Annotated in this window: 23 protein-coding genes; 20 read left to right on the plus strand and 3 right to left on the minus strand. The window is 70.6% G+C overall.

The window, feature by feature from the left end:
• Positions 1–125: 125 nt before the first annotated feature.
• The 20 genes from ACNJ93_RS22040 to ACNJ93_RS22135 all read left to right on the plus strand — a co-directional run bounded on the left by ACNJ93_RS22040 (position 126) and on the right by ACNJ93_RS22135 (position 19,177).
• The gene (locus ACNJ93_RS22040) at positions 126–1,895 is read left to right on the plus strand and encodes a trypsin-like serine protease (RefSeq protein WP_418959147.1); all 1,770 of its coding nucleotides are present in this window, start codon (positions 126–128) and stop codon (positions 1,893–1,895) included.
• Positions 1,896–2,059: 164 nt separating this feature from the next.
• Entirely contained in the window at positions 2,060–3,169 is a 1,110-nt protein-coding gene (locus ACNJ93_RS22045; RefSeq protein ID WP_418961489.1) for an LCP family protein, read from the plus strand.
• A gap of 144 nt (positions 3,170–3,313) precedes the next feature.
• Positions 3,314–3,538 (plus strand): 50S ribosomal protein L31, encoded by a 225-nt coding sequence (gene rpmE, locus ACNJ93_RS22050; RefSeq protein ID WP_385418918.1) that lies wholly within the window; start codon positions 3,314–3,316, stop codon positions 3,536–3,538.
• A gap of 95 nt (positions 3,539–3,633) precedes the next feature.
• Positions 3,634–4,710, plus strand: a complete 1,077-nt coding sequence (gene prfA, locus ACNJ93_RS22055) for a peptide chain release factor 1 (RefSeq protein ID WP_418959148.1) — start codon at positions 3,634–3,636, stop codon at positions 4,708–4,710.
• 34 nt (positions 4,711–4,744) lie between these two features.
• Positions 4,745–5,626, plus strand: coding sequence for a peptide chain release factor N(5)-glutamine methyltransferase (gene prmC / locus ACNJ93_RS22060; protein ID WP_418959149.1), 882 nt, complete (start codon positions 4,745–4,747; stop codon positions 5,624–5,626).
• A gap of 31 nt (positions 5,627–5,657) precedes the next feature.
• Positions 5,658–6,305 carry an L-threonylcarbamoyladenylate synthase gene (locus ACNJ93_RS22065; RefSeq protein ID WP_418959150.1) on the plus strand — a complete coding sequence of 216 codons (648 nt, stop codon included), beginning with the start codon at positions 5,658–5,660 and terminating at the stop codon, positions 6,303–6,305.
• On the plus strand, positions 6,302–6,949 hold the full coding sequence (locus ACNJ93_RS22070) for a protein-tyrosine-phosphatase (RefSeq protein WP_418959151.1): 648 nt from the start codon (positions 6,302–6,304) through the stop codon (positions 6,947–6,949). The genes ACNJ93_RS22065 and ACNJ93_RS22070 overlap by 4 nt, the downstream gene beginning before the upstream one ends.
• 130 nt (positions 6,950–7,079) lie before the next feature.
• Entirely contained in the window at positions 7,080–8,351 is a 1,272-nt protein-coding gene (gene glyA, locus ACNJ93_RS22075; RefSeq protein ID WP_418959152.1) for a serine hydroxymethyltransferase, read from the plus strand.
• 105 nt (positions 8,352–8,456) lie between these two features.
• A complete protein-coding gene (locus ACNJ93_RS22080; protein ID WP_418959153.1) occupies positions 8,457–9,800 on the plus strand; it encodes an MraY family glycosyltransferase in 1,344 nt (447 codons plus the stop codon).
• A gap of 260 nt (positions 9,801–10,060) precedes the next feature.
• Positions 10,061–10,474 (plus strand): hypothetical protein, encoded by a 414-nt coding sequence (locus ACNJ93_RS22085; protein ID WP_418959154.1) that lies wholly within the window; start codon positions 10,061–10,063, stop codon positions 10,472–10,474.
• Between the two features lie 225 nt (positions 10,475–10,699).
• Entirely contained in the window at positions 10,700–11,509 is an 810-nt protein-coding gene (gene atpB, locus ACNJ93_RS22090) for a F0F1 ATP synthase subunit A (RefSeq protein WP_418959155.1), read from the plus strand.
• 91 nt (positions 11,510–11,600) lie between these two features.
• Positions 11,601–11,858 carry an ATP synthase F0 subunit C gene (gene atpE / locus ACNJ93_RS22095; RefSeq protein ID WP_215133573.1) on the plus strand — a complete coding sequence of 86 codons (258 nt, stop codon included), beginning with the start codon at positions 11,601–11,603 and terminating at the stop codon, positions 11,856–11,858.
• A gap of 41 nt (positions 11,859–11,899) precedes the next feature.
• Positions 11,900–12,442 (plus strand): F0F1 ATP synthase subunit B, encoded by a 543-nt coding sequence (locus ACNJ93_RS22100; RefSeq protein ID WP_418959156.1) that lies wholly within the window; start codon positions 11,900–11,902, stop codon positions 12,440–12,442.
• The gene (locus tag ACNJ93_RS22105) at positions 12,439–13,254 is read left to right on the plus strand and encodes a F0F1 ATP synthase subunit delta (RefSeq protein WP_418959157.1); all 816 of its coding nucleotides are present in this window, start codon (positions 12,439–12,441) and stop codon (positions 13,252–13,254) included. Before ACNJ93_RS22100 ends, ACNJ93_RS22105 begins: the two co-directional genes overlap by 4 nt.
• 131 nt (positions 13,255–13,385) lie before the next feature.
• The gene (atpA, locus tag ACNJ93_RS22110) at positions 13,386–14,978 is read left to right on the plus strand and encodes a F0F1 ATP synthase subunit alpha (protein WP_418959158.1); all 1,593 of its coding nucleotides are present in this window, start codon (positions 13,386–13,388) and stop codon (positions 14,976–14,978) included.
• Positions 14,979–14,998: 20 nt separating this feature from the next.
• Positions 14,999–15,916 (plus strand): F0F1 ATP synthase subunit gamma, encoded by a 918-nt coding sequence (locus ACNJ93_RS22115; protein ID WP_418959159.1) that lies wholly within the window; start codon positions 14,999–15,001, stop codon positions 15,914–15,916.
• Complete coding sequence (gene atpD / locus ACNJ93_RS22120; RefSeq protein WP_418959160.1) at positions 15,916–17,355, plus strand: F0F1 ATP synthase subunit beta; 1,440 nt, start codon at positions 15,916–15,918, stop codon at positions 17,353–17,355. The genes ACNJ93_RS22115 and atpD overlap by 1 nt, the downstream gene beginning before the upstream one ends.
• A gap of 107 nt (positions 17,356–17,462) precedes the next feature.
• Entirely contained in the window at positions 17,463–17,837 is a 375-nt protein-coding gene (locus ACNJ93_RS22125; RefSeq protein ID WP_418959161.1) for a F0F1 ATP synthase subunit epsilon, read from the plus strand.
• A 129-nt stretch (positions 17,838–17,966) separates the two neighbouring features.
• Positions 17,967–18,413: a DUF2550 domain-containing protein gene (locus ACNJ93_RS22130; protein WP_418959162.1), complete on the plus strand. Its 447-nt coding sequence runs from the start codon at positions 17,967–17,969 to the stop codon at positions 18,411–18,413.
• Positions 18,414–18,478: 65 nt separating this feature from the next.
• On the plus strand, positions 18,479–19,177 hold the full coding sequence (locus ACNJ93_RS22135) for a 4'-phosphopantetheinyl transferase family protein (protein ID WP_418959163.1): 699 nt from the start codon (positions 18,479–18,481) through the stop codon (positions 19,175–19,177).
• Here ACNJ93_RS22135 and ACNJ93_RS22140 read toward each other — a convergent pair.
• The 3 genes from ACNJ93_RS22140 to ACNJ93_RS22150 all read right to left on the minus strand — a co-directional run bounded on the left by ACNJ93_RS22140 (position 19,174) and on the right by ACNJ93_RS22150 (position 23,003).
• Entirely contained in the window at positions 19,174–21,021 is a 1,848-nt protein-coding gene (locus ACNJ93_RS22140; protein WP_418959164.1) for a glycosyl hydrolase family 18 protein, read from the minus strand. The two genes, ACNJ93_RS22135 and ACNJ93_RS22140, sit on opposite strands and share 4 nt — an antisense overlap.
• 138 nt (positions 21,022–21,159) lie before the next feature.
• Entirely contained in the window at positions 21,160–21,810 is a 651-nt protein-coding gene (locus ACNJ93_RS22145) for a response regulator (RefSeq protein ID WP_418959165.1), read from the minus strand.
• The gene (locus ACNJ93_RS22150; protein WP_418959166.1) at positions 21,807–23,003 is read right to left on the minus strand and encodes a sensor histidine kinase; all 1,197 of its coding nucleotides are present in this window, start codon (positions 23,001–23,003) and stop codon (positions 21,807–21,809) included. Before ACNJ93_RS22150 ends, ACNJ93_RS22145 begins: the two co-directional genes overlap by 4 nt.
• Between the last annotated feature and the right edge of the window lie 168 nt (positions 23,004–23,171).

Genomic DNA, 23,171 nt, shown 5'->3' on the forward strand with positions numbered 1-23,171 from the left:
CGCACGTGGGGGGGAACACATTTCCGGATGTGCCCATGAGGCATTACATCGTCATGCCCTGACGCAGTGGGGTGGCTCGTCTTTCTTCTCTCCTGGCGTGTGCGACACATCGATAGGAGAACTGCGTGACTTCTGCTCACAGAAGGGTCCGTAAGGCCCTTCCCGCGGCTGCGGCCGCGCTCGCGCTGGGCGGCGCCGTCCTGACGGCCGTACCGGCGCAGGCCGACGAGTCGCCGCGGCGTACCGGCCTGGAGCGGCCGGCCCCGGCCTCGGAGGCCGAGCTCAAGGCCCGGGTGGACGGCGCGAACGCCGTCCTGGAGGCCGAGGCGAAGAAGGAGGGCGCCGAGTCCGGCGCCACCAAGAGCCCGGAGGCGGCCGAGCCGTCCGGCTCGACCTCGTCGACCGTCGACCCGAAGATCATCGGGGGCGTCGACGCCGCCATCACGGAGGCCCCGTGGATGGTGCAGCTGTACTACTTCGACGACCGCGGCACCGCGGACGAGCTCGACGACGTCGGCTTCTTCTGCGGCGGCACGCTCGTCGCGCCGGCCAAGGTCCTGACGGCCGCCCACTGCGTGGACGGCTACAACTGGAACCAGAACGGCACCGTCGTCGGCGGCACCGCGAAGCTGTACGACGGCACCGAGGGCCAGGCCGTCGGCGTCTGGCGCCAGTGGCGGAACCCGACGTACTCGGGCACCACGCTCAAGGGCGACATCGCCGTGCTCACCCTCGGCTCGCCGCTGCCGTACAAGGCGCTGCAGCCGGCGCCGTACGGCGCGACGTACGCCGCCGGCACGAAGGGCACGGTGTACGGCTGGGGCCGCACGAGCTCGACCAGCGACGACATCTCGCCGACGCTGAAGAAGGCGCTCATCCCGGTCAACGCCGACTCGACGTGCAGCAACGTGTACGGCACGGACTACGTGCCCGGCGCCATGCTCTGCGCGGGCAACGCGGCCAGCGGCCAGGACGCCGGCACCGTCTCGCCGTGCAACGGCGACTCCGGCGGCCCGCTCGTCGTGGGCGGCCGCATCGCGGGCGTCGTCTCGTGGGGTGTGGAGGACTGCGTCGCCACCGGCGCCCGCAGCGTCTTCGCGAAGACGGCCACGTACGCCGGTCCGATCAACCACCGGATCGACGACGCGAACCTGAACTTCGACACCCGCGCGGACCTGTTCGCCCGTGACGCGGCGGGCGAGGGCTTCGGCTACCACTCCACCGGCACCTCGCTCACCAACCGCCAGAGCTGGGGCGGCTGGAGTGACGCCAACCTGCTGCGCCAGGCGGACCTGAACCGCGACGACGCCCAGGACCTGCTGTACCGCAGGGCCAACGGCGAGCTGTGGCTCTACGCCTACGACGCCACGGTCAACGACTACGTGGACCGCCGTGTCGGCACCGGCTGGGGCGGCTTCCGCAACCTCGCCGTCGCCGGCGACCTGACGGCCGACGGTCACCCCGACCTGACCGCCAGCGACTCCGCCGGCACGCTCTACATGTGGACCGGCCGGGGCAACGGCACCTTCAACGCCCGGGTCAAGATCGGCACCGGCTGGGGCAGCTACCAGGTCTACGGCAAGGGCGACTTCACCGGCGACGGCCGTCCGGACCTGCTGGCCCGCGACAGCGCGGCCCGGCTGTGGGTCTACAAGGGCACCGGCAACCCGAGCTGGCCCTTCTCCGCCCGCGTCCAGATCGGCTCCGGCTGGAACTTCACCGCCTACGTCACCACCGGTGACATCAGCGGTGACGGCCACGCGGACTTCATGGTCCGCGACAAGGACGGCTACCTCTGGGCGTACCGCAGCAGCGGCTCCGCCACGACGCCGTTCCTGACGTCGAACCGCATCAAGGTCGGCACCGGCTTCAAGTCGTACACGCTGTTCGGCTAGACCTCCGGCCTGCGGAAAGTCCACTGCGCCCACCGTGCCCGCACGGTGGGCGCAGTGCTTTCCGTGCGGTCGCTCACCGAAACCTCACACGGGCTCATGCAACCCTTTTGGGCGATTCGCCGTCACAGAAGGTGACGCCCATGACTCCCGACCCGAGGTATCCGATGACCGAGCAGCGCACCAGCGGCCGAATACGCGGCTCCGGCAGCCGCCGCAAGCCGCCCACCAGGGGCCGCCGCGCCGCCGGCGCCGCGGCCTGGGGCGCCGCCCTCCTCGTCCTGCTCGGCGGCTCCGGCCTCGGCTGGGTCTACGTCAAGCTCGACGGCAACCTCCAGGGCGTCGACATCAACGCCCAGCTCGGCAACGACCGCCCGCTGAACGTCGACGACGGCTCGATGGACATCCTCGTCCTCGGCTCCGACTCCCGCTCCGGTGCCAACGGCGCCTACGGCCGCGACGAGGGCCTCGCCCGCTCCGACACCGCGATGGTCGTCCACGTCCACGAGGGCCACCGCAAGGCGTCCGTCGTCTCCGTCCCCCGCGACACCCTCGTCGAGCGCCCCGACTGCGCCGACGCCGACGGCCGGCGCGTCCCCGGCGAGCGGCGGGCGATGTTCAACACCGCGTACGAGGTCGGCGGCCCGGCCTGCGCGGTGAAGACCGTCGAGGCGATGTCCGGCATCCGCATGGACCACTACATCGAGGTCGACTTCACCGGCTTCAAGAAGCTCGTCGACGAGCTCGGCGGCGTGCGGATCACCACCACCCGCGCCATCGAGGACTCCAAGAGCCACCTCGACCTCCAGCCCGGCACCCACACCCTCGACGGCGAGCAGTCCCTCGGCCTGGTCCGCACCCGCAAGGGCGTCGGCGACGGCAGCGACCTCGGCCGCATCCAGCTCCAACAGGCGTTCGTGAGGGCCTTCGTCGACCAGGTCCGGCAGGTCGGGGTCCTCACCGACCCGAAGAAGCTCGTCGACCTCGCCGACGCGGCCACCAAGGCCATCACCCCGGACTCCGAGCTCGACTCCGTGAGCGAGCTCGTGGGCTTCGCCAGGGGCCTGAGCGGCCTCGGCCCCGACGACGTGCACATGATCACCCTGCCGGTCGCGTACGACACCGCCGACCCCAACCGCGTCGTCCCCCTGGAGGCCGCCGGACGGCAGGTCTGGACGGCCCTGAAGGCCGATCTGCCGATCCCCGCCTCCGCCACGAAGGACGCCGCCACCGGCCAGGCGGACGGGGTCGTGAAGGCGGAAGCGACGGGGTCGTGAAGGCGCAGTAGCGGGGGAATAGGTGCGGCCACCCCCCGGTTTTGGGAGATGCGGCCGGTCCTGGCAGACTGGTACGTCGGCCCCGGTTCACGCACGCGCATCCCGCGCCTGCGACCCGGCGCCCTCCCGAACCTAGGAGACACCTTGAAGCGCGACATCCACCCCGAGTACGTCGAGACCCAGGTCAGCTGCACCTGCGGCGCGTCGTTCACCACCCGCAGCACGATCCAGGGCGGCACCATCCGCGCCGAGGTCTGCTCCGAGTGCCACCCGTTCTACACGGGCAAGCAGAAGATCCTCGACACCGGTGGCCGTGTGGCCCGCTTCGAGGCCCGCTTCGGCAAGGCTGCCGGCTCCGCCAAGAAGTAGCGAGCCACTGCGCCGGTCTTCGGGCGCCCCGCAGGGGGCGGCCGGGACCGGCGCTTTGCCGTCCCGCAGCCATTCACGAAACCCAGGAGCCCCCGATGTTCGAGGCGGTCGAGGAACTGGTCGGCGAGCACGCCGACCTGGAGAAGAAGCTCGCCGACCCTTCGGTCCACGCCGATCAGGCCAACGCGCGCAAGCTGAACAAGCGCTACGCCGAGCTGACGCCGATCGTCGCGACGTACCGCTCCTGGAAGCAGGCCGGCGACGACATCGAGACGGCCCGCGAGCTGGCGCACGACGACCCGGACTTCGCCGCCGAGGTCAAGGAGCTGGAGAAGCAGCGCGAGGAGCTCACCGAGAAGCTCCGCCTCCTGCTGGTCCCGCGCGACCCCAGCGACGACAAGGACGTCATCCTCGAGATCAAGGCCGGCGCCGGCGGCGACGAGTCCGCCCTGTTCGCGGGCGACCTGCTGCGCATGTACCTGCGCTACGCCGAGCGGGTCGGCTGGAAGACCGAGATCATCGACGCCACCGAGTCCGAGCTCGGCGGCTACAAGGACGTCCAGGTCGCCGTGAAGACCAAGGGCGGCCAGGGCGCGACCGAGCCCGGCCAGGGCGTCTGGGCCCGGCTGAAGTACGAGGGCGGCGTGCACCGCGTGCAGCGCGTGCCGGCCACCGAGTCGCAGGGCCGCATCCACACCTCCGCCGCCGGCGTCCTCGTGACCCCGGAGGCCGAGGAGATCGACGTCGAGATCCACGCCAACGACCTGCGCATCGACGTGTACCGCTCGTCCGGTCCCGGCGGCCAGTCCGTCAACACCACCGACTCCGCGGTCCGCATCACCCACCTGCCGACCGGCATCGTCGCCTCCTGCCAGAACGAGAAGAGCCAGCTCCAGAACAAGGAGCAGGCCATGCGCATCCTGCGCTCCCGGCTGCTCGCCGCCGCGCAGGAGAAGGCCGAGGCCGAGGCCGCGGACGCGCGCCGCAGCCAGGTGCGCACCGTCGACCGTTCCGAGAAGATCCGGACGTACAACTACCCGGAGAACCGCATCTCGGACCACCGCGTCGGTTTCAAGGCGTACAACCTGGACCAGGTGCTCGACGGCGACCTCGACGCCGTCATCCAGGCCTGCGTCGACGCCGACTCGGCGGCTAAGCTCGCCGCTGCCTGAGCCCCGCCCGTACCACCCAGCCCGGAGGACCAGCGTGCAGTCACCTTCTGGGGGGCGACCCCCAGGCCCCCGCAGTCTGCTGCTTGCCGAGGTGGCCCAGGCCACGCAGCGGCTGGCCGACGCCGGCGTTCCCTCTCCGCGTTTCGACGCGGAGGAGCTCGCCGCGTTCGTGCACGGCGTGAAGCGGGGCGAGCTGCATCTGGTCAAGGACGCCGACTTCGACGCCCGGTACTGGGAGGCCGTCGCGCGCCGCGAGGCCCGCGAGCCGCTCCAGCACATCACCGGGCGGGCGTTCTTCCGGTACCTGGAGCTCCAGGTCGGGCCCGGCGTGTTCGTGCCGCGCCCCGAGACCGAGTCCGTCGTCGGCTGGGCCATAGACGCCGTACGCGCCATGGACGTCGTCGAGCCGCTGATCGTCGACCTGTGCACCGGCTCGGGCGCGATCGCGCTCGCGCTGGCGCAGGAGGTGCCGCGCTCGCGGGTGCACGCCGTGGAGCTGTCCGAGGACGCCCTGGTGTGGACCCGCAAGAACGTCGAGGGCTCCCGTGTCGTGCTGCACGAGGGCGACGCGCTGACGGCCCTGCCGGAACTGGACGGCCAGGTCGACCTGGTGATCTCCAACCCGCCGTACATCCCGCTCACCGAGTGGGAGCACGTCGCGCCCGAGGCCCGCGACCACGACCCGGAGATGGCGCTCTTCTCCGGCGAGGACGGCCTCGACACCATCCGCGGCCTGGAGCGCACCGCGCACCGGCTGCTGCGGCCCGGGGGACTCGTCGTCGTCGAGCATGCCGACACCCAGGGCGGGCAGGTGCCGTGGATCTTCAACGAGGAGGCCGGCTGGGCGGACGCCGCCGACCACCCCGACCTGAACAACCGGCCGCGCTTCGCGACCGCACGCAAGGCAATGCCATGACTGAGCACGTGTACGAGGAGGCCCGGAACTGATGGCACGGCGATACGACTGCAACGAGGCGACCGACCGCGCGACCGGGCTGCGCGAGGCCGCGTCCGCCGTCCGCCGGGGCGAGCTGGTCGTGCTGCCGACCGACACCGTCTACGGGATCGGCGCGGACGCCTTCAGCTCCGAGGCGGTCGCGGACCTCCTCGCGGCGAAGGGGCGCGGCCGCAACATGCCCACGCCCGTGCTGATCGGCTCCCCGAACACCCTGCACGGCCTGGTCACCGACTTCTCTGAGCAGGCCTGGGAGCTCGTGGACGCGTTCTGGCCGGGCGCGCTGACGCTGGTCGCGCGGCACCAGCCGTCGCTGCAGTGGGACCTCGGCGACACCCGCGGCACCGTCGCGATCCGGATGCCCCTGCACCCGGTCGCGATCGAGCTGCTCACGGAGGTCGGCCCGATGGCGGTGTCCTCGGCGAACCTGACCGGGCACCCGTCGCCGGAGAACTGCGACGCCGCGCAGGAGATGCTCGGCGACTCCGTCTCCGTGTACCTCGACGGCGGCCCGACGCCCGGCATCGTGCCGTCCTCGATCGTCGACGTGACGGGCAAGGTGCCGGTGCTGCTGCGGGCCGGCGCGCTCGACGCGGACGAGCTGCGCAAGGTGGTACCCGACCTCGAGGTGGCCAGTTGACCGCCCCTGAGGGGCGTGGCATAGCGGGACCCGACGACGGCACATCCTTCCGCATCCTCCACGTCAGCACCGGCAACGTCTGCCGCTCGCCCATCACCGAGCGGCTGACCCGGCACGCCCTGTGCGACCGCCTCGGCGACCCGTACGGCGGCGGCCTGATCGTGGAGAGCGCGGGCACCTGGGGGCACGAGGGCGCCCCCATGGAGGCCAACGCGGAGCTGGTCCTCGCCGACTTCGGCGCGGACGCCAGCGGCTTCGTCGGCCGCGAGCTCCTCGACGAGCACGTCATCCGCGCGGACCTCGTCCTGACCGCGACCCGGGACCACCGGGCGCAGGTCATCTCGATGGGCCACTCGGCGGGCCTGCGCACCTTCACGCTCAAGGAGTTCACCCGCCTGGTTCGCGCGATAGACCCGGCGACCCTCCCGGACCCCCTCAGCGACGGCATGGTCGAGCGCGCGCGTGCCCTGGTGCGCGCCGCCGCCGCTCTACGCGGGTGGCTCCTGGCCCCCAGCGCGGAGGCCGACGAGGTCAACGACCCGTACGGCGCCCCCATCACGTTCTTCCGCTCGGTCGGCGAGGAGATCAACGACGCCCTGGACCCGGTGGTGACCGCCCTGACCGGGGTGCCCGCCAAGCGGTGACCGTGGGGCCGGATGGCAGAACCTGGGGCAGAACGCCGGGCGAACCGTGGCTTACGTGCCTACATTGGAGCTGAAGCCCCGCTCTCGCCCGGAGCCGGAGCTGAAGCCCCGCTCACGCCCGGAGCCGCAGATGCCGGTCACCGCTGTTCCCGCAGACGTCCGTGTTCCGTCGTACGGGCCGGATCTCGACGTCCTGCGCAGGCAGGATCCCGAGATCGCCGACGTGATGCTCGGAGAGGTGCGCCGGCAGCTCGACTCGCTGCAGCTGATCGCCGCCGAGAACTTCACCTCGCCCGCCGTCCTCGCCGCTCTCGGCTCCCCGCTGGCCAACAAGTACGCCGAGGGCTACCCCGGCGCCCGCCACCACGGCGGCTGCGAGTACGTCGACGCCGCCGAGCGGATCGCCGTGGACCGCGCCAAGGCCCTGTTCGGGGCCGAGCACGCCAATGTGCAGGCGCACTCCGGCTCCTCCGCCGTCCTGGCCGCCTACGCCGCCCTGTTGCGCCCCGGGGACACCGTCCTGGCCATGGGACTGCCGTACGGCGGGCACCTCACGCACGGCTCCCCGGTGAACTTCTCCGGCCGCTGGTTCGACTTCGTCCCGTACGGCGTCGAGCCGGACAGCGGGCTCATCGACTACGAGCAGGTCCGCGCCCTCGCCCGGGCCCGCCGCCCGAAGGCGATCGTCTGCGGGTCGATCTCGTACCCCCGCCACATCGACTACGCCCAGTTCCGGGAGATCGCCGACGAGACCGGGGCGTACCTCATCGCCGACGCCGCCCACCCCATGGGCCTGGTCGCCGGGGGAGCGGCGCCGAGCCCCGTCCCGTACGCGGACGTGGTCTGCGCCACCACGCACAAGGTGCTCCGCGGCCCCCGCGGCGGCCTGATCCTCTGCGGCGCCGACCTCGCCGAGCGGATCGACCGGGCGGTGTTCCCTTTCACCCAGGGCGGCGCCCAGATGCACACCATCGCCGCCAAGGCCGTCGCCTTCGGCGAGGCGGCGACCCCGGCGTTCAGCGGGTACGCCCATCAGGTGGTGGAGCACGCCAGGATCCTCGCCGCCGCCCTGCGGGCAGAGGGCTTCGCCGTCACCACCGGCGGCACCGACACCCACCTGATCACCGCCGACCCCGCCCCCCTCGGCGCCGACGGCCCCACCGCCCGCCGCCGGCTCGCCGCCGCCGGGCTGGTGCTCGACACCTGCGCCCTGCCGTACGGCGACGGACGCGGCATCCGGCTCGGCACTGCCGCCGTCACCACGCAGGGCATGGGCCCGGCCGAGATGGCGCGCATCGCCACGCTGTTCACCCTCGCCCTGGAGGATGAACCGGAACGTACGGCTCGGGTACGCGAGGAAGTACGCGAGCTGGCCGGTCGATTTCCCCCGTATGGCCGGTAGTCCGCCGCCTTCCGCGGCCCCCGGGAACCGTTCGGGCCCGAGGTATGTCCTCAACCACATGGGCGGCACGGCTAGGGTGTGGGGCTGAGATGGCCAGCGATTCCTGTGGGGCAGCCCGTGCGTGATTACCTGCTGACGCTCTGTGTCACGGCCGCGGTGACCTATCTGCTGACCGGTCCGGTGCGGAAGTTCGCCATCGCGACCGGAGCGATGCCCGAGATCCGCGCGCGCGACGTGCACCGAGAACCGACTCCGCGGCTCGGTGGCATCGCCATGTTCTTCGGCCTGTGCGCGGGCCTGCTGGTCGCCGCCCATCTGTCGAACCTCCGCAGCGTCTTCGAGCTCTCCAACGAGCCCCGCGCGCTGCTCTCCGGCGCCGCCCTGATCTGGCTGATCGGCGTCCTGGACGACAAGTTCGAGCTGGACGCCCTGATCAAGCTCGGCGCGCAGATGATCTCCGCGGGCGTGATGGTCATGCAGGGTCTGACCATCCTCTGGCTGCCCATCCCGGGCGTCGGCACCGTCGCCCTCACGCAGTGGCAGGGCACTCTGCTCACCGTCGCGCTGGTCGTCCTGACCATCAACGCGGTGAACTTCGTGGACGGCCTGGACGGCCTCGCCGCCGGCATGGTCTGCATCGCCGCCGCCGCGTTCTTCCTGTACGCGTACCGGATCTGGTACGGCTACACCATCGAGGCCGCGGCCCCCGCGACGCTGTTCGCCGCCGTCCTCATGGGCATGTGCCTCGGCTTCCTGCCGCACAACATGCACCCCGCGCGCATCTTCATGGGCGACTCCGGCTCGATGCTGATCGGCCTGATCCTGGCCGCCTCCGCCATCTCCATCACCGGCCAGGTCGACCCGGACGCGCTGAAGATCTTCGAGGGCTCGACCCGTCAGGCCACCCACGCCGCGCTGCCCGTCTTCATCCCGCTCGTGCTGCCGCTGACCATCATCGCGATCCCGATGGCCGACCTGGTCCTGGCGATCGTGCGCCGCACCTGGAACGGCCAGTCGCCGTTCGCCGCCGACCGCGGGCACCTGCACCACCGGCTCCTGGAGATCGGCCACTCGCACAGCCGGGCCGTGCTGATCATGTACTTCTGGTCCGCGCTGATCGCCTTCGGCACGCTCGCGTACTCCGTGCACTCGACGTCCATGTGGATCGTGCTCGTCGTCGTCGCGCTGAGCGCCCTCGGCCTGGTGCTGCTCCTGCTGCCCCGCTTCACCCCGCGGGCCCCCCGGTGGGCCGAGTCGTTCGTCCCGCCCCGCTACCGCCGCAAGGTCCGGACCCAGGAGACCGCGCCGGCCGCCTCTGCCCCGACCGCCGAGGAGGAGGCCGAGGAGCGGGTCCCGGTGGCCGTCGGGGTCAGCGGGGTCAACGGGGCGACCGCCATCGGTCACCGTTCGCGCTTCACGGATCGGCGTAAGGCCGGAACGCCGAGTTGACGAACGCCGCGTACGCGGCCAATACCAGACGAAGTGCCCCACTGTCCTGCACACACGCGCGCGTTGACACTCATGTGTGACAGTCGGCACACCCCTGGGTAAAGACCTCATCAAATAGTTTGTGATACCGTTCACGAGACCCGGCGACAGTGCCGAAGGACCGTAGTGCGACGGTTCGTTGGCCCCGAGACCCACCTCGGACCGGGCTTACGCTCGTCCCTGACGACACCATCGCCCCCCAAGCAAGCGGAGACACCGCCATGCCGTCCAACGACGCACGCATCCTCCTGTCGGCCGCCGTACCGGCCGCTGCCGTCGGCGCCCTCGGCACCGTCATCAGCGGTCTCGTGGCCGGCGGCAAGGGTGCGATCGGCGCCGTGCTCGCGACCGTGGTGGTCCTGCTCTTCATGGGGATCGGGCTTGTGGTGCTCCAGCGGACGGCGAAGTCGCTCCCGCACCTGTTCCAGGCCATGGGATTCCTGCTCTACACGACGCAGATCCTGTTGCTCTTCGTCGTGATGGTTCTGCTCAAGAACGCCACGTGGTTCGACTTCAAGGCCTTCGCCTTCACCCTGCTCGCGGTCACGATCGCCTGGATCGCGGCGCAGGCCCGGGCCTACATGAAGGCCAAGATCCTCTACGTCGACCCCGAGAAGCCGGGGCCCAAGACGTGAGGAGTAGGGCCGGGATAAAGCCGTGTTCGGCTTCCTGCTATCGTCCGGTGCCAACTGCGGCACTGCGGGCGCGGGCATCCGAGCTGACGCCTGTCCCAGCGCGAGGCTCGACGCCGAACCGCCGCCCCCTTATCCGTAAGACCAGTCCAGTGCCGACCCGCGGCTGCGCGCCGCGCCGACACAACGAGGTTGCCGTACCTATGCGCCACGCTGAAGGAGCCCGCGGTGAGTGCTGACCAGACGCTTGCCTTCGACCCGGATTGCCACATCTTCTCTGGATGCGGCTTCCCGGCGCCGGGCCTGCACACGTTCATGTACGAGCCCATCGGCACGGTGGCCGGCATCGAGATCACCAAGCCGATGCTGCTCGCCGTCCTCGGCTCCCTCGTGGTCGTCGCGTTCTTCTGGGCCGCGTTCCGCAAGCCCAAGCTCGTCCCGGGCAAGCTGCAGATGGTCGGCGAGGCCGGCTACGACTTCGTGCGCCGCGGCATCGTCTACGACATCATCGGCAAGAAGGACGGCGAGAAGTACGTCCCCTTCATGGTGTCGCTGTTCTTCTTCGTGTGGATCATGAACCTCTGGTCCATCATCCCGCTGGCCCAGTTCCCGGTCACCTCGCTGATCGCCTTCCCGGCCGGTCTCGCGCTGATCGTGTACATCATGTGGGTCTCGCTGACCTTCAAGAAGCACGGCTTCGTCGGCGGCTGGAAGAACATCACCGGCTACGACAAGTCGCTCGGCCCGATCCTGCCGCTCATCGTGGTGCTCGAGTTCCTCTCGAACATGCTGATCCGGCCCTTCACGCACGCGGTCCGACTGTTCGCGAACATGTTCGCCGGTCACCTGCTCATCGTGATGTTCTCGCTGGCCACGTACTACCTCCTGAACGGCATCGGCTTCGTCTACGCCGGCGCGTCGTTCCTGATGGTCATCATCATGACCGCCTTCGAGCTCTTCATCCAGGCGGTTCAGGCGTACGTCTTCGTCCTCCTGGCCTGCAGCTACATCCAGGGCGCGCTCGCCGAGCACCACTGAGCCGGGCCCGGCCCAGCAGCTCCACCCCGAAACCAGCAGTCGTCCGGTGGCCAACCCCCACCGGGTCATTGAAAGAGAAGGAAGTAACGGCATGTCCGCTGCTCTCGAGATGGTCAACCTCGCCGCCAGCGCCAAGGAGAACGTGGTCGGCAACGTCGCCTCCATCGGCTACGGCCTCGCGGCCATCGGCCCCGGCGTCGGCGTCGGCATCATCTTCGGTAACGGCACCCAGGCCCTCGCCCGCCAGCCCGAGGCCGCCGGCCTGATCCGCACCAACCAGATCATGGGCTTCGCCTTCTGTGAGGCGCTCGCCCTCATCGGCATCGTCATGGGCTTCGTCTACCAGTAAGCCGCACCGACAGCCCGAACCTTTTTACGGAAGGCACTGATGTGAACGCTCTGCTTCTTGCGGCGGAGGAGCCCCAGCCTCCTCTGATCCCGCATCTTGACGAGCTCGTCATCGGCCTGATCGCCTTCGTCATCGTCTTCGGCTTCCTCGCCAAGAAGCTCCTCCCGAACATCAACAAGGTTCTGGACGAGCGCCGCGAGGCCATCGAGGGTGGCATCGAGAAGGCCGAGTCGGCCCAGATCGAGGCCCAGAGTGTGCTGGAGCAGTACAAGGCCCAGCTCGCCGAGGCCCGCCACGAGGCCGCGCGTCTTCGCCAGGAGGCGACGGAGCAGGGCACCGCTCTCATCCAGGAGATGAAGGCGGAAGGCCAGCGGCAGCGTGAGGAGATCATCGCGGCCGGGCACGCCCAGATCGCGGCCGACCGCAAGGCGGCGTCCTCGGCCCTGCGCCAGGACGTCGGCAAGCTCGCCACGGATCTGGCCGCCAAGCTGGTCGGCGAGGCCCTGGAGGACCACGCCCGTCAGAGCCGCACGATCGACCGGTTCCTCGACGAGCTCGAGGAGAAGGCCGAGGCCGTCCGATGAACGGAGCGAGCCGCGAAGCACTGGCCGCCGCCCGCGAGGCCCTCGACGCGCTGACGGACAACACGTCCGTGAACGCGACGACCCTCGCCGACGAGCTGGCCGCCGTCACCGCGCTGCTCGACCGTGAGGTGTCGCTGCGTCGGGTCCTGACCGACCCGGCCCAGCCGGGTGAGGCCAAGGCCGCACTCGCGCAGCGACTGCTCAGCGGTCAGGTGGGCGGGGAGACCGTCGACGTGGTCTCCGGCATGGTCCGTTCCCGCTGGTCCCAGTCGCGTGACCTGGTCGACTCGGTCGAGGAGCTGGCGAACATCGCCGACCTCACCGCGGCGCAGCAGGCCGGCGACCTGGACGACGTCGAGGACGAGCTGTTCCGGTTCGGCCGGATCGTCACCTCCAGCAAGGAGCTCCGCTCCGCGCTGACGGACAAGGCGGCCGGCGCCGCCGCCAAGGGCGAGCTGCTGCGCAGCCTGCTCGGCGGCAAGGCCAGGCCCGCCACCGAGCGACTGATCGTCCGACTCGTGACCCAGCCGCGTGGACGTAGCCTGGAACAGGGACTCGAGTCCCTCTCCAAGCTCGCCGCGGCGCGCCGTGACCGCATGGTCGCGGTCGTCACCTCGGCGATCCCGCTGTCCGACCAGCAGAAGCAGCGCCTCGGCGCCGTACTGGCCAAGCTCTACGGCCGCCAGATGCACCTGAACCTGGACGTGGACCCCACGGTCCTCGGCGGGATCTCGGTGCGGGTCGGCGACGAGGTCATCGACGGCACCATCGCGGAGCGCCTCGCCGAGGCGACCCGTCGACTGGCCGGCTGACGGTCGGCAAGCAACTCAAGAAGCATGACCAGCGGCCCGGTTGGGCCGTGCAGATTGCAGAAGATTCCTGGGGGTCGGCCCCCAGACCCCCAAGAAAACTTCGGGCCCAACAAGGAGAGCAGGGAACCCAGATGGCGGAGCTCACGATCCGGCCGGAGGAGATCCGGGACGCGCTGGAGAACTTCGTCCAGTCGTACCAGCCGGACGCGGCCTCGCGCGAGGAGGTCGGCACGGTCAGCCTGGCCGGCGACGGCATCGCGAAGGTCGAGGGTCTTCCCTCGGCCATGGCGAACGAGCTGCTGAAGTTCGAGGACGGCACCCTCGGCCTCGCCCTCAACCTCGAGGAGCGCGAGATCGGTGCCATCGTCCTCGGCGAGTTCAGCGGCATCGAGGAGGGCCAGACGGTGCAGCGCACCGGCGAGGTCCTCTCGGTCGGTGTCGGCGAGGGCTACCTGGGTCGCGTCGTCGACCCGCTCGGTAACCCGATCGACGGTCTCGGCGAGATCGCGACGGAGGGCCGCCGCGCCCTCGAGCTGCAGGCGCCCGGCGTCATGCAGCGCAAGTCGGTGCACGAGCCGATGGAGACCGGCTACAAGGCCGTCGACGCCATGACCCCGGTCGGCCGCGGTCAGCGTCAGCTGATCATCGGCGACCGCCAGACGGGCAAGACCGCCCTGGCCGTCGACACGATCATCAACCAGCGCGACAACTGGCGCTCGGGCGACGTGAACAAGCAGGTCCGCTGCATCTACGTCGCCGTCGGCCAGAAGGGCTCCACCATCGCGTCCGTGCGGGCCGCCCTCGAGGAGGCCGGCGCGCTCGAGTACACGACGATCGTCGCCGCCCCGGCGTCCGACCCGGCCGGCTTCAAGTACCTGGCGCCGTACACGGGCTCGGCCATCGGCCAGCACTGGATGTACCAGGGCAAGCACGTCCTGATCGTCTTCGACGACCTGTCGAAGCAGGCCGACGCCTACCGCGCCGTGTCGCTGCTGCTGCGCCGCCCGCCGGGCCGTGAGGCCTACCCGGGTGACGTCTTCTACCTGCACTCCCGCCTCCTCGAGCGCTGCGCGAAGCTCTCGGACGAGATGGGCGCGGGCTCGATGACCGGTCTGCCGATCGTCGAGACCAAGGCCAACGACGTCTCGGCGTTCATCCCGACCAACGTCATCTCCATCACCGACGGCCAGTGCTTCCTGGAGTCCGACCTGTTCAACGCCGGCCAGCGTCCGGCCCTGAACGTCGGTATCTCGGTCTCCCGTGTCGGTGGCTCCGCCCAGCACAAGGCGATGAAGCAGATCTCCGGCCGTCTCCGCGTGGACCTGGCCCAGTTCCGTGAGCTGGAGGCGTTCGCCGCCTTCGGTTCCGACCTGGACGCCGCCTCGAAGGCGCAGCTGGAGCGCGGTCAGCGCATGGTCGAGCTGCTGAAGCAGCCGCAGTACCAGCCGATGCCGACCGAGAACCAGGTCGTCTCCATCTGGGCCGGCACCACCGGCAAGATGGACGACGTCCCGGTGGCCGACATCCGCCGTTTCGAGGCCGAGATGCTGGCGTACCTGCGTCAGAACCACTCGGGTCTCATGACCTCCATCCGTGAGGGCGGCAAGATGTCGGACGACACGCTGCAGTCCGTCGCCGACGCCATCGCGGAGTTCAAGAAGCAGTTCGAGACGTCTGACGGCAAGCTGCTCGGCGCGGACGCCACCGTCAACGTCTCGAAGTGACGACGGAAGGGACCTGACTCATGGGAGCGCAGCTCCGGGTCTACAAGCGTCGCATCAAATCCGTCACCGCGACGAAGAAGATCACCAAGGCGATGGAGATGATCGCCGCCTCGCGTGTCGTCAAGGCGCAGCGCAAGGTGCAGGCGTCGACTCCGTACGCGACCGAGCTCACGCGCGCGGTCACCGCGGTGGCCACGGGTGCGAACGACAAGCACCCGCTGACCACCGAGGCGGAGAACCCGACCCGTGCCGCGGTTCTGCTCCTCACGAGCGACCGCGGTCTGGCCGGCGCCTTCAACTCCAACGCCATCAAGGCGGCGGAGAAGCTCATTCGTCAGCTGGAGGGCGAGGGCCGCGAGGTCGACGTGTACGTCGTCGGCCGCCGTGGTGTCGCGCACTTCAACTTCCGTGAGCGCAAGCTGGCCGACTCGTGGACCGGCTTCACGGACGAGCCGACGTACGCGGACGCCAAGAAGATCGGCGAACCGCTGATCGCGGCGATCGAGAAGGACACGGCCGAGGGCGGCGTGGACGAGCTCCACATCGTCTACACCGAGTTCGTCTCGATGATGACGCAGACGGCGGTCGAGGCCCGGCTGCTGCCCCTCAGCCTCGACGAGGTGGCGAAGGAGGCGGGCGAGCCGAACACGCTCCGTCCGCTGTACGACTTCGAGCCGTCGGCGGAGGACGTCCTCGACGCCCTGCTGCCGCGCTACGTCGAGAGCCGGATCTACAACGCGCTGCTTCAGTCCTCGGCCTCGAAGCACGCCGCCACGCGGCGCGCGATGAAGTCGGCGACCGACAACGCGGGAGAGCTGATCACCAACCTCTCCCGACTTGCCAACGCGGCCCGCCAGGCCGAAATCACCCAGGAAATCAGCGAGATCGTCGGTGGCACCGCAGCCCTGGCCGACGCGACCGCGGGGAGTGACAAGTAATGACGACCACTGTTGAGACGGCCGCCGCCACGGGCCGCGTCGCCCGGGTCATCGGCCCGGTCGTCGACGTGGAGTTCCCCGTCGACGCGATGCCGGAGATCTACAACGCGCTGCACGTCGAGGTTCCGGACGCCGCCGGCGAGGGCACCAAGACGCTGACCCTCGAGGTCGCGCAGCACCTCGGTGACGGCCTCGTCCGCACCATCTCGATGCAGCCCACCGACGGTCTGGTCCGCCAGGCCCCGGTGACCGACACGGGCGCCGCCATCACGGTCCCCGTCGGTGACGTCACCAAGGGCAAGGTGTTCAACACCCTGGGCGAGGTCCTCAACGAGGACGCCTCCACGGTCGCGGACGCCGAGCGCTGGACGATCCACCGCAAGGCCCCGGCCTTCGACCAGCTCGAGTCCAAGACCGAGATGTTCGAGACCGGCCTGAAGGTCGTCGACCTCCTCACCCCGTACGTCAAGGGTGGAAAGATCGGTCTGTTCGGTGGCGCCGGTGTCGGCAAGACCGTTCTGATCCAGGAAATGATCATGCGTGTGGCGAAGCTGCACGAGGGTGTGTCGGTCTTCGCAGGCGTCGGTGAGCGCACCCGTGAGGGCAACGACCTCATGGTCGAGATGGAGGAGGCCGGCGTTCTCGACAAGACCGCGCTGGTCTTCGGCCAGATGGACGAGCCCCCGGGCACCCGTCTGCGCGTCGCCCTGGCCGGTCTGACCATGGCGGAGTACTTCCGCGATGTGCAGAAGCAGGACGTGCTGTTCTTCATCGACAACATCTTCCGCTTCACCCAGGCCGGTTCCGAGGTGTCCACCCTGCTCGGCCGCATGCCGTCCGCGGTGGGTTACCAGCCGAACCTGGCCGACGAGATGGGTCTCCTCCAGGAGCGCATCACGTCGACCCGTGGTCACTCGATCACCTCGATGCAGGCGATCTACGTCCCCGCCGACGACCTCACCGACCCGGCGCCGGCGACCACCTTCGCCCACCTCGACGCGACGACGGTTCTCTCCCGTCCGATCTCCGAGAAGGGCATCTACCCGGCCGTGGACCCGCTGGACTCCACGTCCCGGATCCTGGACCCGCGCTACATCGCGCAGGACCACTACGACGCCGCCATGCGCGTCAAGGGCATCCTGCAGAAGTACAAGGACCTCCAGGACATCATCGCGATCCTCGGTATCGACGAGCTCAGCGAGGAGGACAAGCTCGTCGTCCACCGCGCGCGTCGTGTCGAGCGCTTCCTGTCGCAGAACACCCACGCGGCGAAGCAGTTCACCGGTGTCGACGGCTCGGACGTCCCGCTGGACGAGTCGATCGCGGCGTTCAACGCGATCTGCGACGGCGAGTTCGACCACTTCCCGGAGCAGGCCTTCTTCATGTGCGGTGGTCTCGAGGACCTGAAGAAGAACGCCAAGGAGCTCGGCGTCTCCTGAGCCCCGTGCTCATGAGGGGGCGGGTTCGTCCCGCCCCCTCACCCACGTCCCCTTAGAATTGACCCCAACACCCGGCGACCGCCGGGTGGTGACCCGAGGAGCCACCCTTGGCTGCTGAGCTGCACGTCGAGCTGGTCGCCGCGGACCGGAGTGTCTGGTCCGGCGAGGCCACCCTGGTCATCGCGCGCACCACCTCCGGCGACATCGGCGTCATGCCCGGCCACCAGCCGCTGCTGGGTGTGCTGGAGTCGGGCCCGGTGACCATCCGTACCAGTGAGGGCGCGACCGTCGTCGCCGCCGTCCACGGCGGATTCGTCTCCTTCGCCGACGACAAGCTGTCTCTGCTCGCGGAGATCGCCGAGCTGGCGGACGAGATCGACGCCCAGCGCGCGGAGCGCGCGCTGGAGCGCGCCAAGACCGAGGAGGACGCCGCCGCCGAGCGGCGCGCCGAGGTCCGGCTGCGCGCGGTGGCGGTCCGCTAGCGGACCGCACCGAGAGTTGTGCCCTCAGCCGCGGTACGGCTGGAATTTTCCAGACCGTACCGCGGCTGAGGCGATGCAGATGCAGATGGTTGTGTTCGCTTACGGGACGTCGCGAGGAGGTCGGTGGAGATGTTCCTCGCTCTGCTTGTGAGCGGCCTGGTCGTCGCACTGGTGGTGATCGGGCTCTTCGTCTTCGGCCTGCGCCGGCGGCTGATCCAGCGCTCGGGCGGCACCTTCGACTGCTCCCTGCGCTGGAACGTGCCCGACGAGCCGGATCCGTCCGGCAAGGGCTGGGTGTACGGCGTCGCCCGCTACGGCGGCGACCGGATCGCCTGGTTCCGAGTGTTCTCCTACGCTCCCCGGCCCCGCCGCGTCCTGGAGCGCTCCGCCATCGAGGTGCTGGCCCGCCGGATGCCCGAGGGCGAGGAGGAGCTGGCTCTGCTGTCCGACGCCGTCGTGCTCGGCTGTCTCCACGAGGGGACCCGTCTGGAGCTGGCGATGAGCGAGGACGCCCTGACCGGTTTCCTGGCCTGGCTGGAGGCGGCGCCGCCCGGACAGAGGGTGAACGTCGCGTGACGCCTCCGCCCGGAGAACGCGTACGGCCCGGTGAGTGCCATGTGTGGACGGCCCGGGCCGTTTCCGTGCGCTCGTCCGCCGCGCCGGCCCTGCTGAAGCTGCTCGACGCGGGGGAGCGGGCCCGGTACGAGGCCTTCCTGCGGGACGAGCCGCGCGGACTGTATCTGACCGCGCACGCCCTGCTGCGCGAGCTGGTCGGGGCCGAGCTGGACCGGGACCCCGCGGAGCCGGCCTTCTCGGCGGTGTGCCGGCACTGCACCTCCGGCGGGCACGGCAAGCCGGTGCTGCCGGACTCGCCGCTGCACCTGTCGCTCTCCCACGCGGGGGACACCGTGGCCGTGGCCCTGACGTACGCGGGTCCGGTCGGCGTGGACGTGGAACAGGTGGGGCGCGTCGGCGACCCTCCGCTGGCCGTGCTGTCGGCCGAGGAGCGGGCCGCGTACGACCGACTGCCGGCGGGGGAGCGGGCCCGCGGGTTCATCCGCTACTGGGCCCGGAAGGAAGCGGTGCTCAAGGCGACCGGGGACGGGCTCAGCGTCGACCCGGCGCTGCTCACGGTCAGCGCCCCCGACGAGCCCGCGGCCCTGCTCGCCTGGGCGGAACGCGCACAGCCGCACCTCCCGGTGCGGCTGTACGACGTGCCGGCGCCCGGCGACTGCCTGGCCGCCGTGGCCGTGCTGGGCGACGAATGCCGGGTGGTCCGGCACGAGGTCGCGTACGACGGGGACGGCGTGCTGCGCCGCCCCCGCCGTGCAGGGGACTAGCTCAGCCCCGAGTGGATCGCGCCGACGAGTTCGCCGTTGCTCGTGTCGCCGCTGAACTCCCAGAAGAACGCGCCGCCCAGGCCCTGGTTCTTGGCCCAGCCCATCTTGGACGTGACCGTGGCCGGGGTGTCGTAGCTCCACCAGTTGCTGCCGCAGTGGGCGTAGGCGGTGCCGGCGACGGTGCCGGTGGCCGGGCAGGTGTTCTTCAGGACCTTGTAGTCCTCGATGCCCTGCTCGTAGGTGCCGGCCGCCGGGCCGGTGGCGGTGCCGCCGGGCGCGGACTGGGTGACGCCGGTCCAGCCGCGGCCGTAGAAGCCGATGCCGAGCAGCAGCTTGTTCGCCGGGACGCCCTTGGCCTTGAACTTGGCGATCGCCTCGGCGGAGTTGAAGCCCGCCTGCGGGATGCCGGCGTACGAGGTCAGCGGGGAGTGCGGGGCCGTCGGGCCCTTCGCCGCCCAGGCGCCGAAGAAGTCGTACGTCATCACGTTGAACCAGTTCATGTACGGCGCGGCGCCCGCGTAGTCGGCGGCGTCGATCTTGCCGCCGGACGAGGCGTCGGCCGTGACGGCCGCCGTGACCAGGTTGTTCGCGCCGAACTTGGCGCGCATCGCCTGCATCATGTTCTTGAACGCCGCCGGACCGCTGGTGTCGCAGCTCAGGCCGCAGGCGTTCGGGTACTCCCAGTCCAGGTCGATGCCGTCGAAGACGTCGGCCCAGCGCGGGTCCTCCACCAGGTCGTAGCACGACTGGGCGAAGGCGGCCGGGTTCTGCACGGCCTGGCCGAAGCCGCCGGACCAGGTCCAGCCGCCGAAGGACCACAGGACCTTGATGTGCGGGTACGCCTTCTTCAGCTTGCGCAACTGGTTGAAGTTGCCGCGCAGCGGCTGGTCCCAGGTGTCGGCGACGCCGTCGACGGACTGGTCGGCGGTGTACGCCTTGTCGTAGTCGGCGTAGGAGTCGCCGATGGTGCACTTGCCGCCCTGGACGTTGCCGAAGGCGTAGTTGATGTGCGTGATCTTGGCCGCGGAGCCCGAGGTGACCAGGTTCTTCACGTGGTAATTGCGGCCGTAGACGCCCCAGTTGGTGAAGTAGCCCAGCTTGACGGCGCTGCCCGGGTTGGGGTTGGTCCCGCCGCCGGTGGTGCGCACGGAGGCGGTGCCGCTCGCCGGGCCGGTCTGGTCGGCCGTGTCACGGGCGACGACCGTGTACGCGTAGTCGGTGCCGGCGGTCAGGCCGGTGTTGGTGTACGTGAGGCCGGTGACCGTGGCGACCTTGGCGCCGTCGCGCAGGACGTCGTAGTTCTTGACGCCCTTGTCGTCCGTGGCGGCGGTCCAGGTCAGCTTGACCGAGGTGTTGGTGACGTCGGAGGCGACCGGGGTGCCGGGCGCGGAGGGCGGGGCGTCGCCGGGCTGGGAGCCGCCGTCGCAGGAGCCGCCGTTCACCTTGCAGCCGCTGGGCGAGCCGGAGCCGGTGCCGTTGAAGCCGAAGGAGACGGAGGCGCCGGGGGCGAGGGTGCCGTTCCAGCCGACGTTCTTGGCGGTCCAGTGGGTGCCGGAGCCGGTGACGGTGGCGTCCCAGGCGGAGGTGACGGCGGTGCCGGAGGGGAAGTCCCACTCGACGGTCCAGGACGAGAGCGTGGTGGTGCCGGTGTTCTTCACCGTCCACTTGCCCTCGAAGCCGGAGCCCCAGTCCTGGACCTTGGTGTAGGTGGCGGTGGCGGAGGTGGCGGCCTCCGCGGGGGTGGCGAGGCCGACCATGGCGGCCAGGGGCAGGATCAGGGCGGTCAGACCGGCGGCGGCGCGGTGTCTGAAGCCTGTTCTGCGCGGGGGTGCTTGAGTGCTCAACGGTGCTCCTCAAGTTCGCGGACGGACGAAGGGTGGGGGTTGGTCCGTGGTACTGAGCGCGCGCCGTGAGCGTAGGAAGGTCTGGACCAATCGTCAAGAGGTCCAGACCAACGTCGGAGGGTTCGGGGCGGTACTCCGTCAGACTCCCAACTCCCGTGCGAGCACGGCCGCTTGGACCCTGCTGCGCAGCTCCAGCTTTCCCAGCACCTTGCTGACGTGCGTCTTCACCGTCGCCTCCGCCATCCCGAGCCGCCCCGCGATCTGCGCGTTCGACAGCCCCTGCCCCAGGCACGACAGCACCTCCCGCTCCCGGGGCGTCAGCACGTCGAGCACCGCGGGATCGCGGGCGTCCGGAGCCCGTACGGGGGCGGGCGCGGCGAACTCCGCGATCAGCCGGCGGGTCACCGCCGGGGCGATGAGGCCCTCCCCGCGGGCCACCGTCCGCACCGCCTCGATCAGGTCCTTCGCGTCGGTGTTCTTCAGCAGGAAGCCCGCCGCACCGGCCCGCAGCGCCCCGAAGACGTACTCGTCCAGGTCGAAGGTGGTCAGGACCAGCACGTCCGCGAGACACTCCGTGACCACCTGCCGGGTCGCCGTCACCCCGTCCATCCGGGGCATCTGCACGTCCATCAGGACCACGTCCGGCCGCAGTTCGCGCGCCAGCGCGACCGCCCGCTCGCCGTCCGCGGCCTCCCCGACGACCTCGATGTCCGGGGCGCTGCCCAGGATCAGCACCAGCCCCGCCCGTACCGCGCTCTGGTCCTCGGCGACCAGCACCCGGATCGTCATCCCTGCGACGTCCTCTCCTCGGCGGGCAGTCCGGCCCGCACCTGCCAGATCTTCCGGCCGTCCGCCGCGGTGACCGGCCCGGCCTCGAACTCTCCGCCCAGCAGGGCCACCCGCTCCCGCATCCCCACCAGCCCGGCCCCCGAGCCCGGCGCGCGGGGCCCCGGCCGGTCCCCGAACGGGCTGGTGACCAGCACCCGCAGCGCCCCGTCCTCCCGCGCCAGACGCACCGCGACCGGGCCGGCCGGGGCGTGCTTGAGGGCGTTCGTCAGCGCCTCCTGCACGATCCTGTACGCGGCCATCTCCACCGGCGCGGGCAGCGGCGCGTCCGCGGGGTCGCGGGCGTCGTCGAGGGTGAACGTCAGCCCGCTGGACCGCCCGTTCGTCCGCGCCTGGGCGACCAGCGCGTCCAGGCCGGCCAGCGTGGGCGCGGCGGCCGGTTCGGCGTCGCCGCCGCTGTCGCGCAGCAGCCCGATCAGCCGGCGCATCTCGGCCAGGCCCTCGACGCTGTTCTCCCGGATCACGGTCAGCGCCTGCCGGGTCGTCGCCGGGTCGTCCAGGGACAGCGCGGCGGTGGAGTGGATGGCGATCGCGGAGAGGTGGTTGGCCACCATGTCGTGCAGCTCGCGGGCCATCCGCGCCCGCTCGGCGACCACCGCCTGCGTCCGGTCCATCTCGGCGAGCAGCGCGGTCTGCTCGGCCCGCAGCCGGGCCGCCTCGGCCGCCTGCCGGTGGTTGCGCACGACCGCGCCGGTGACGGCGGGCAGGAAGCAGACGATGCCGCTGGCCACGCCGATCAGCAGGGCGATCGCGTTCTGCCACCAGACCAGGAAGCCGATGGTGATGCCGGCCGTGATCAGCCCGGTCGTGTACGGGATGCGGCGGGCGGAGGCGGGCGGCCCGTACACGACGGCCGCGTAGACCACGTCCGTGAACATCAGGACGGTCGCCACGCTGCCGTGGGTGAACTCGTTCGCCACCACGGTGAGCGTGCCCACGGCCAGCGCGGTGCGCGGCAGGGTGCGGCGCGCCGTCTCCGCCGCGGTCATCACCAGCAGCAGGACCAGGACCGGCCAGCGCCCCTCGACCGCCGCGTCGTTCTTCATGACGATGCCGAAGCCCCACAGCAGCAGACCGCAGGCGAGGCCGGCGGCGGCGATGAGCAGGTCGACGCGGTGCGGGCGGGGGAGTGTCACGGACCCATCCAACACGCTGCGGCCGGGCCCGCGCCTCGCCGTACGGGCCGATCCCGGACGCGTCGCGTCTCCGTCGAAGGATGTAGACGGACTTCGTCGGCGGCGACGACGCCACCGGCCCGGCGGCACGGGAGGCTGAAGGGGACCGCAAGGGAACGAGGAACTACG

The organism is Streptomyces tritici (assembly GCF_048500665.1).
Classification (GTDB): Bacteria; Actinomycetota; Actinomycetes; order Streptomycetales; family Streptomycetaceae; genus Streptomyces; species Streptomyces tritici.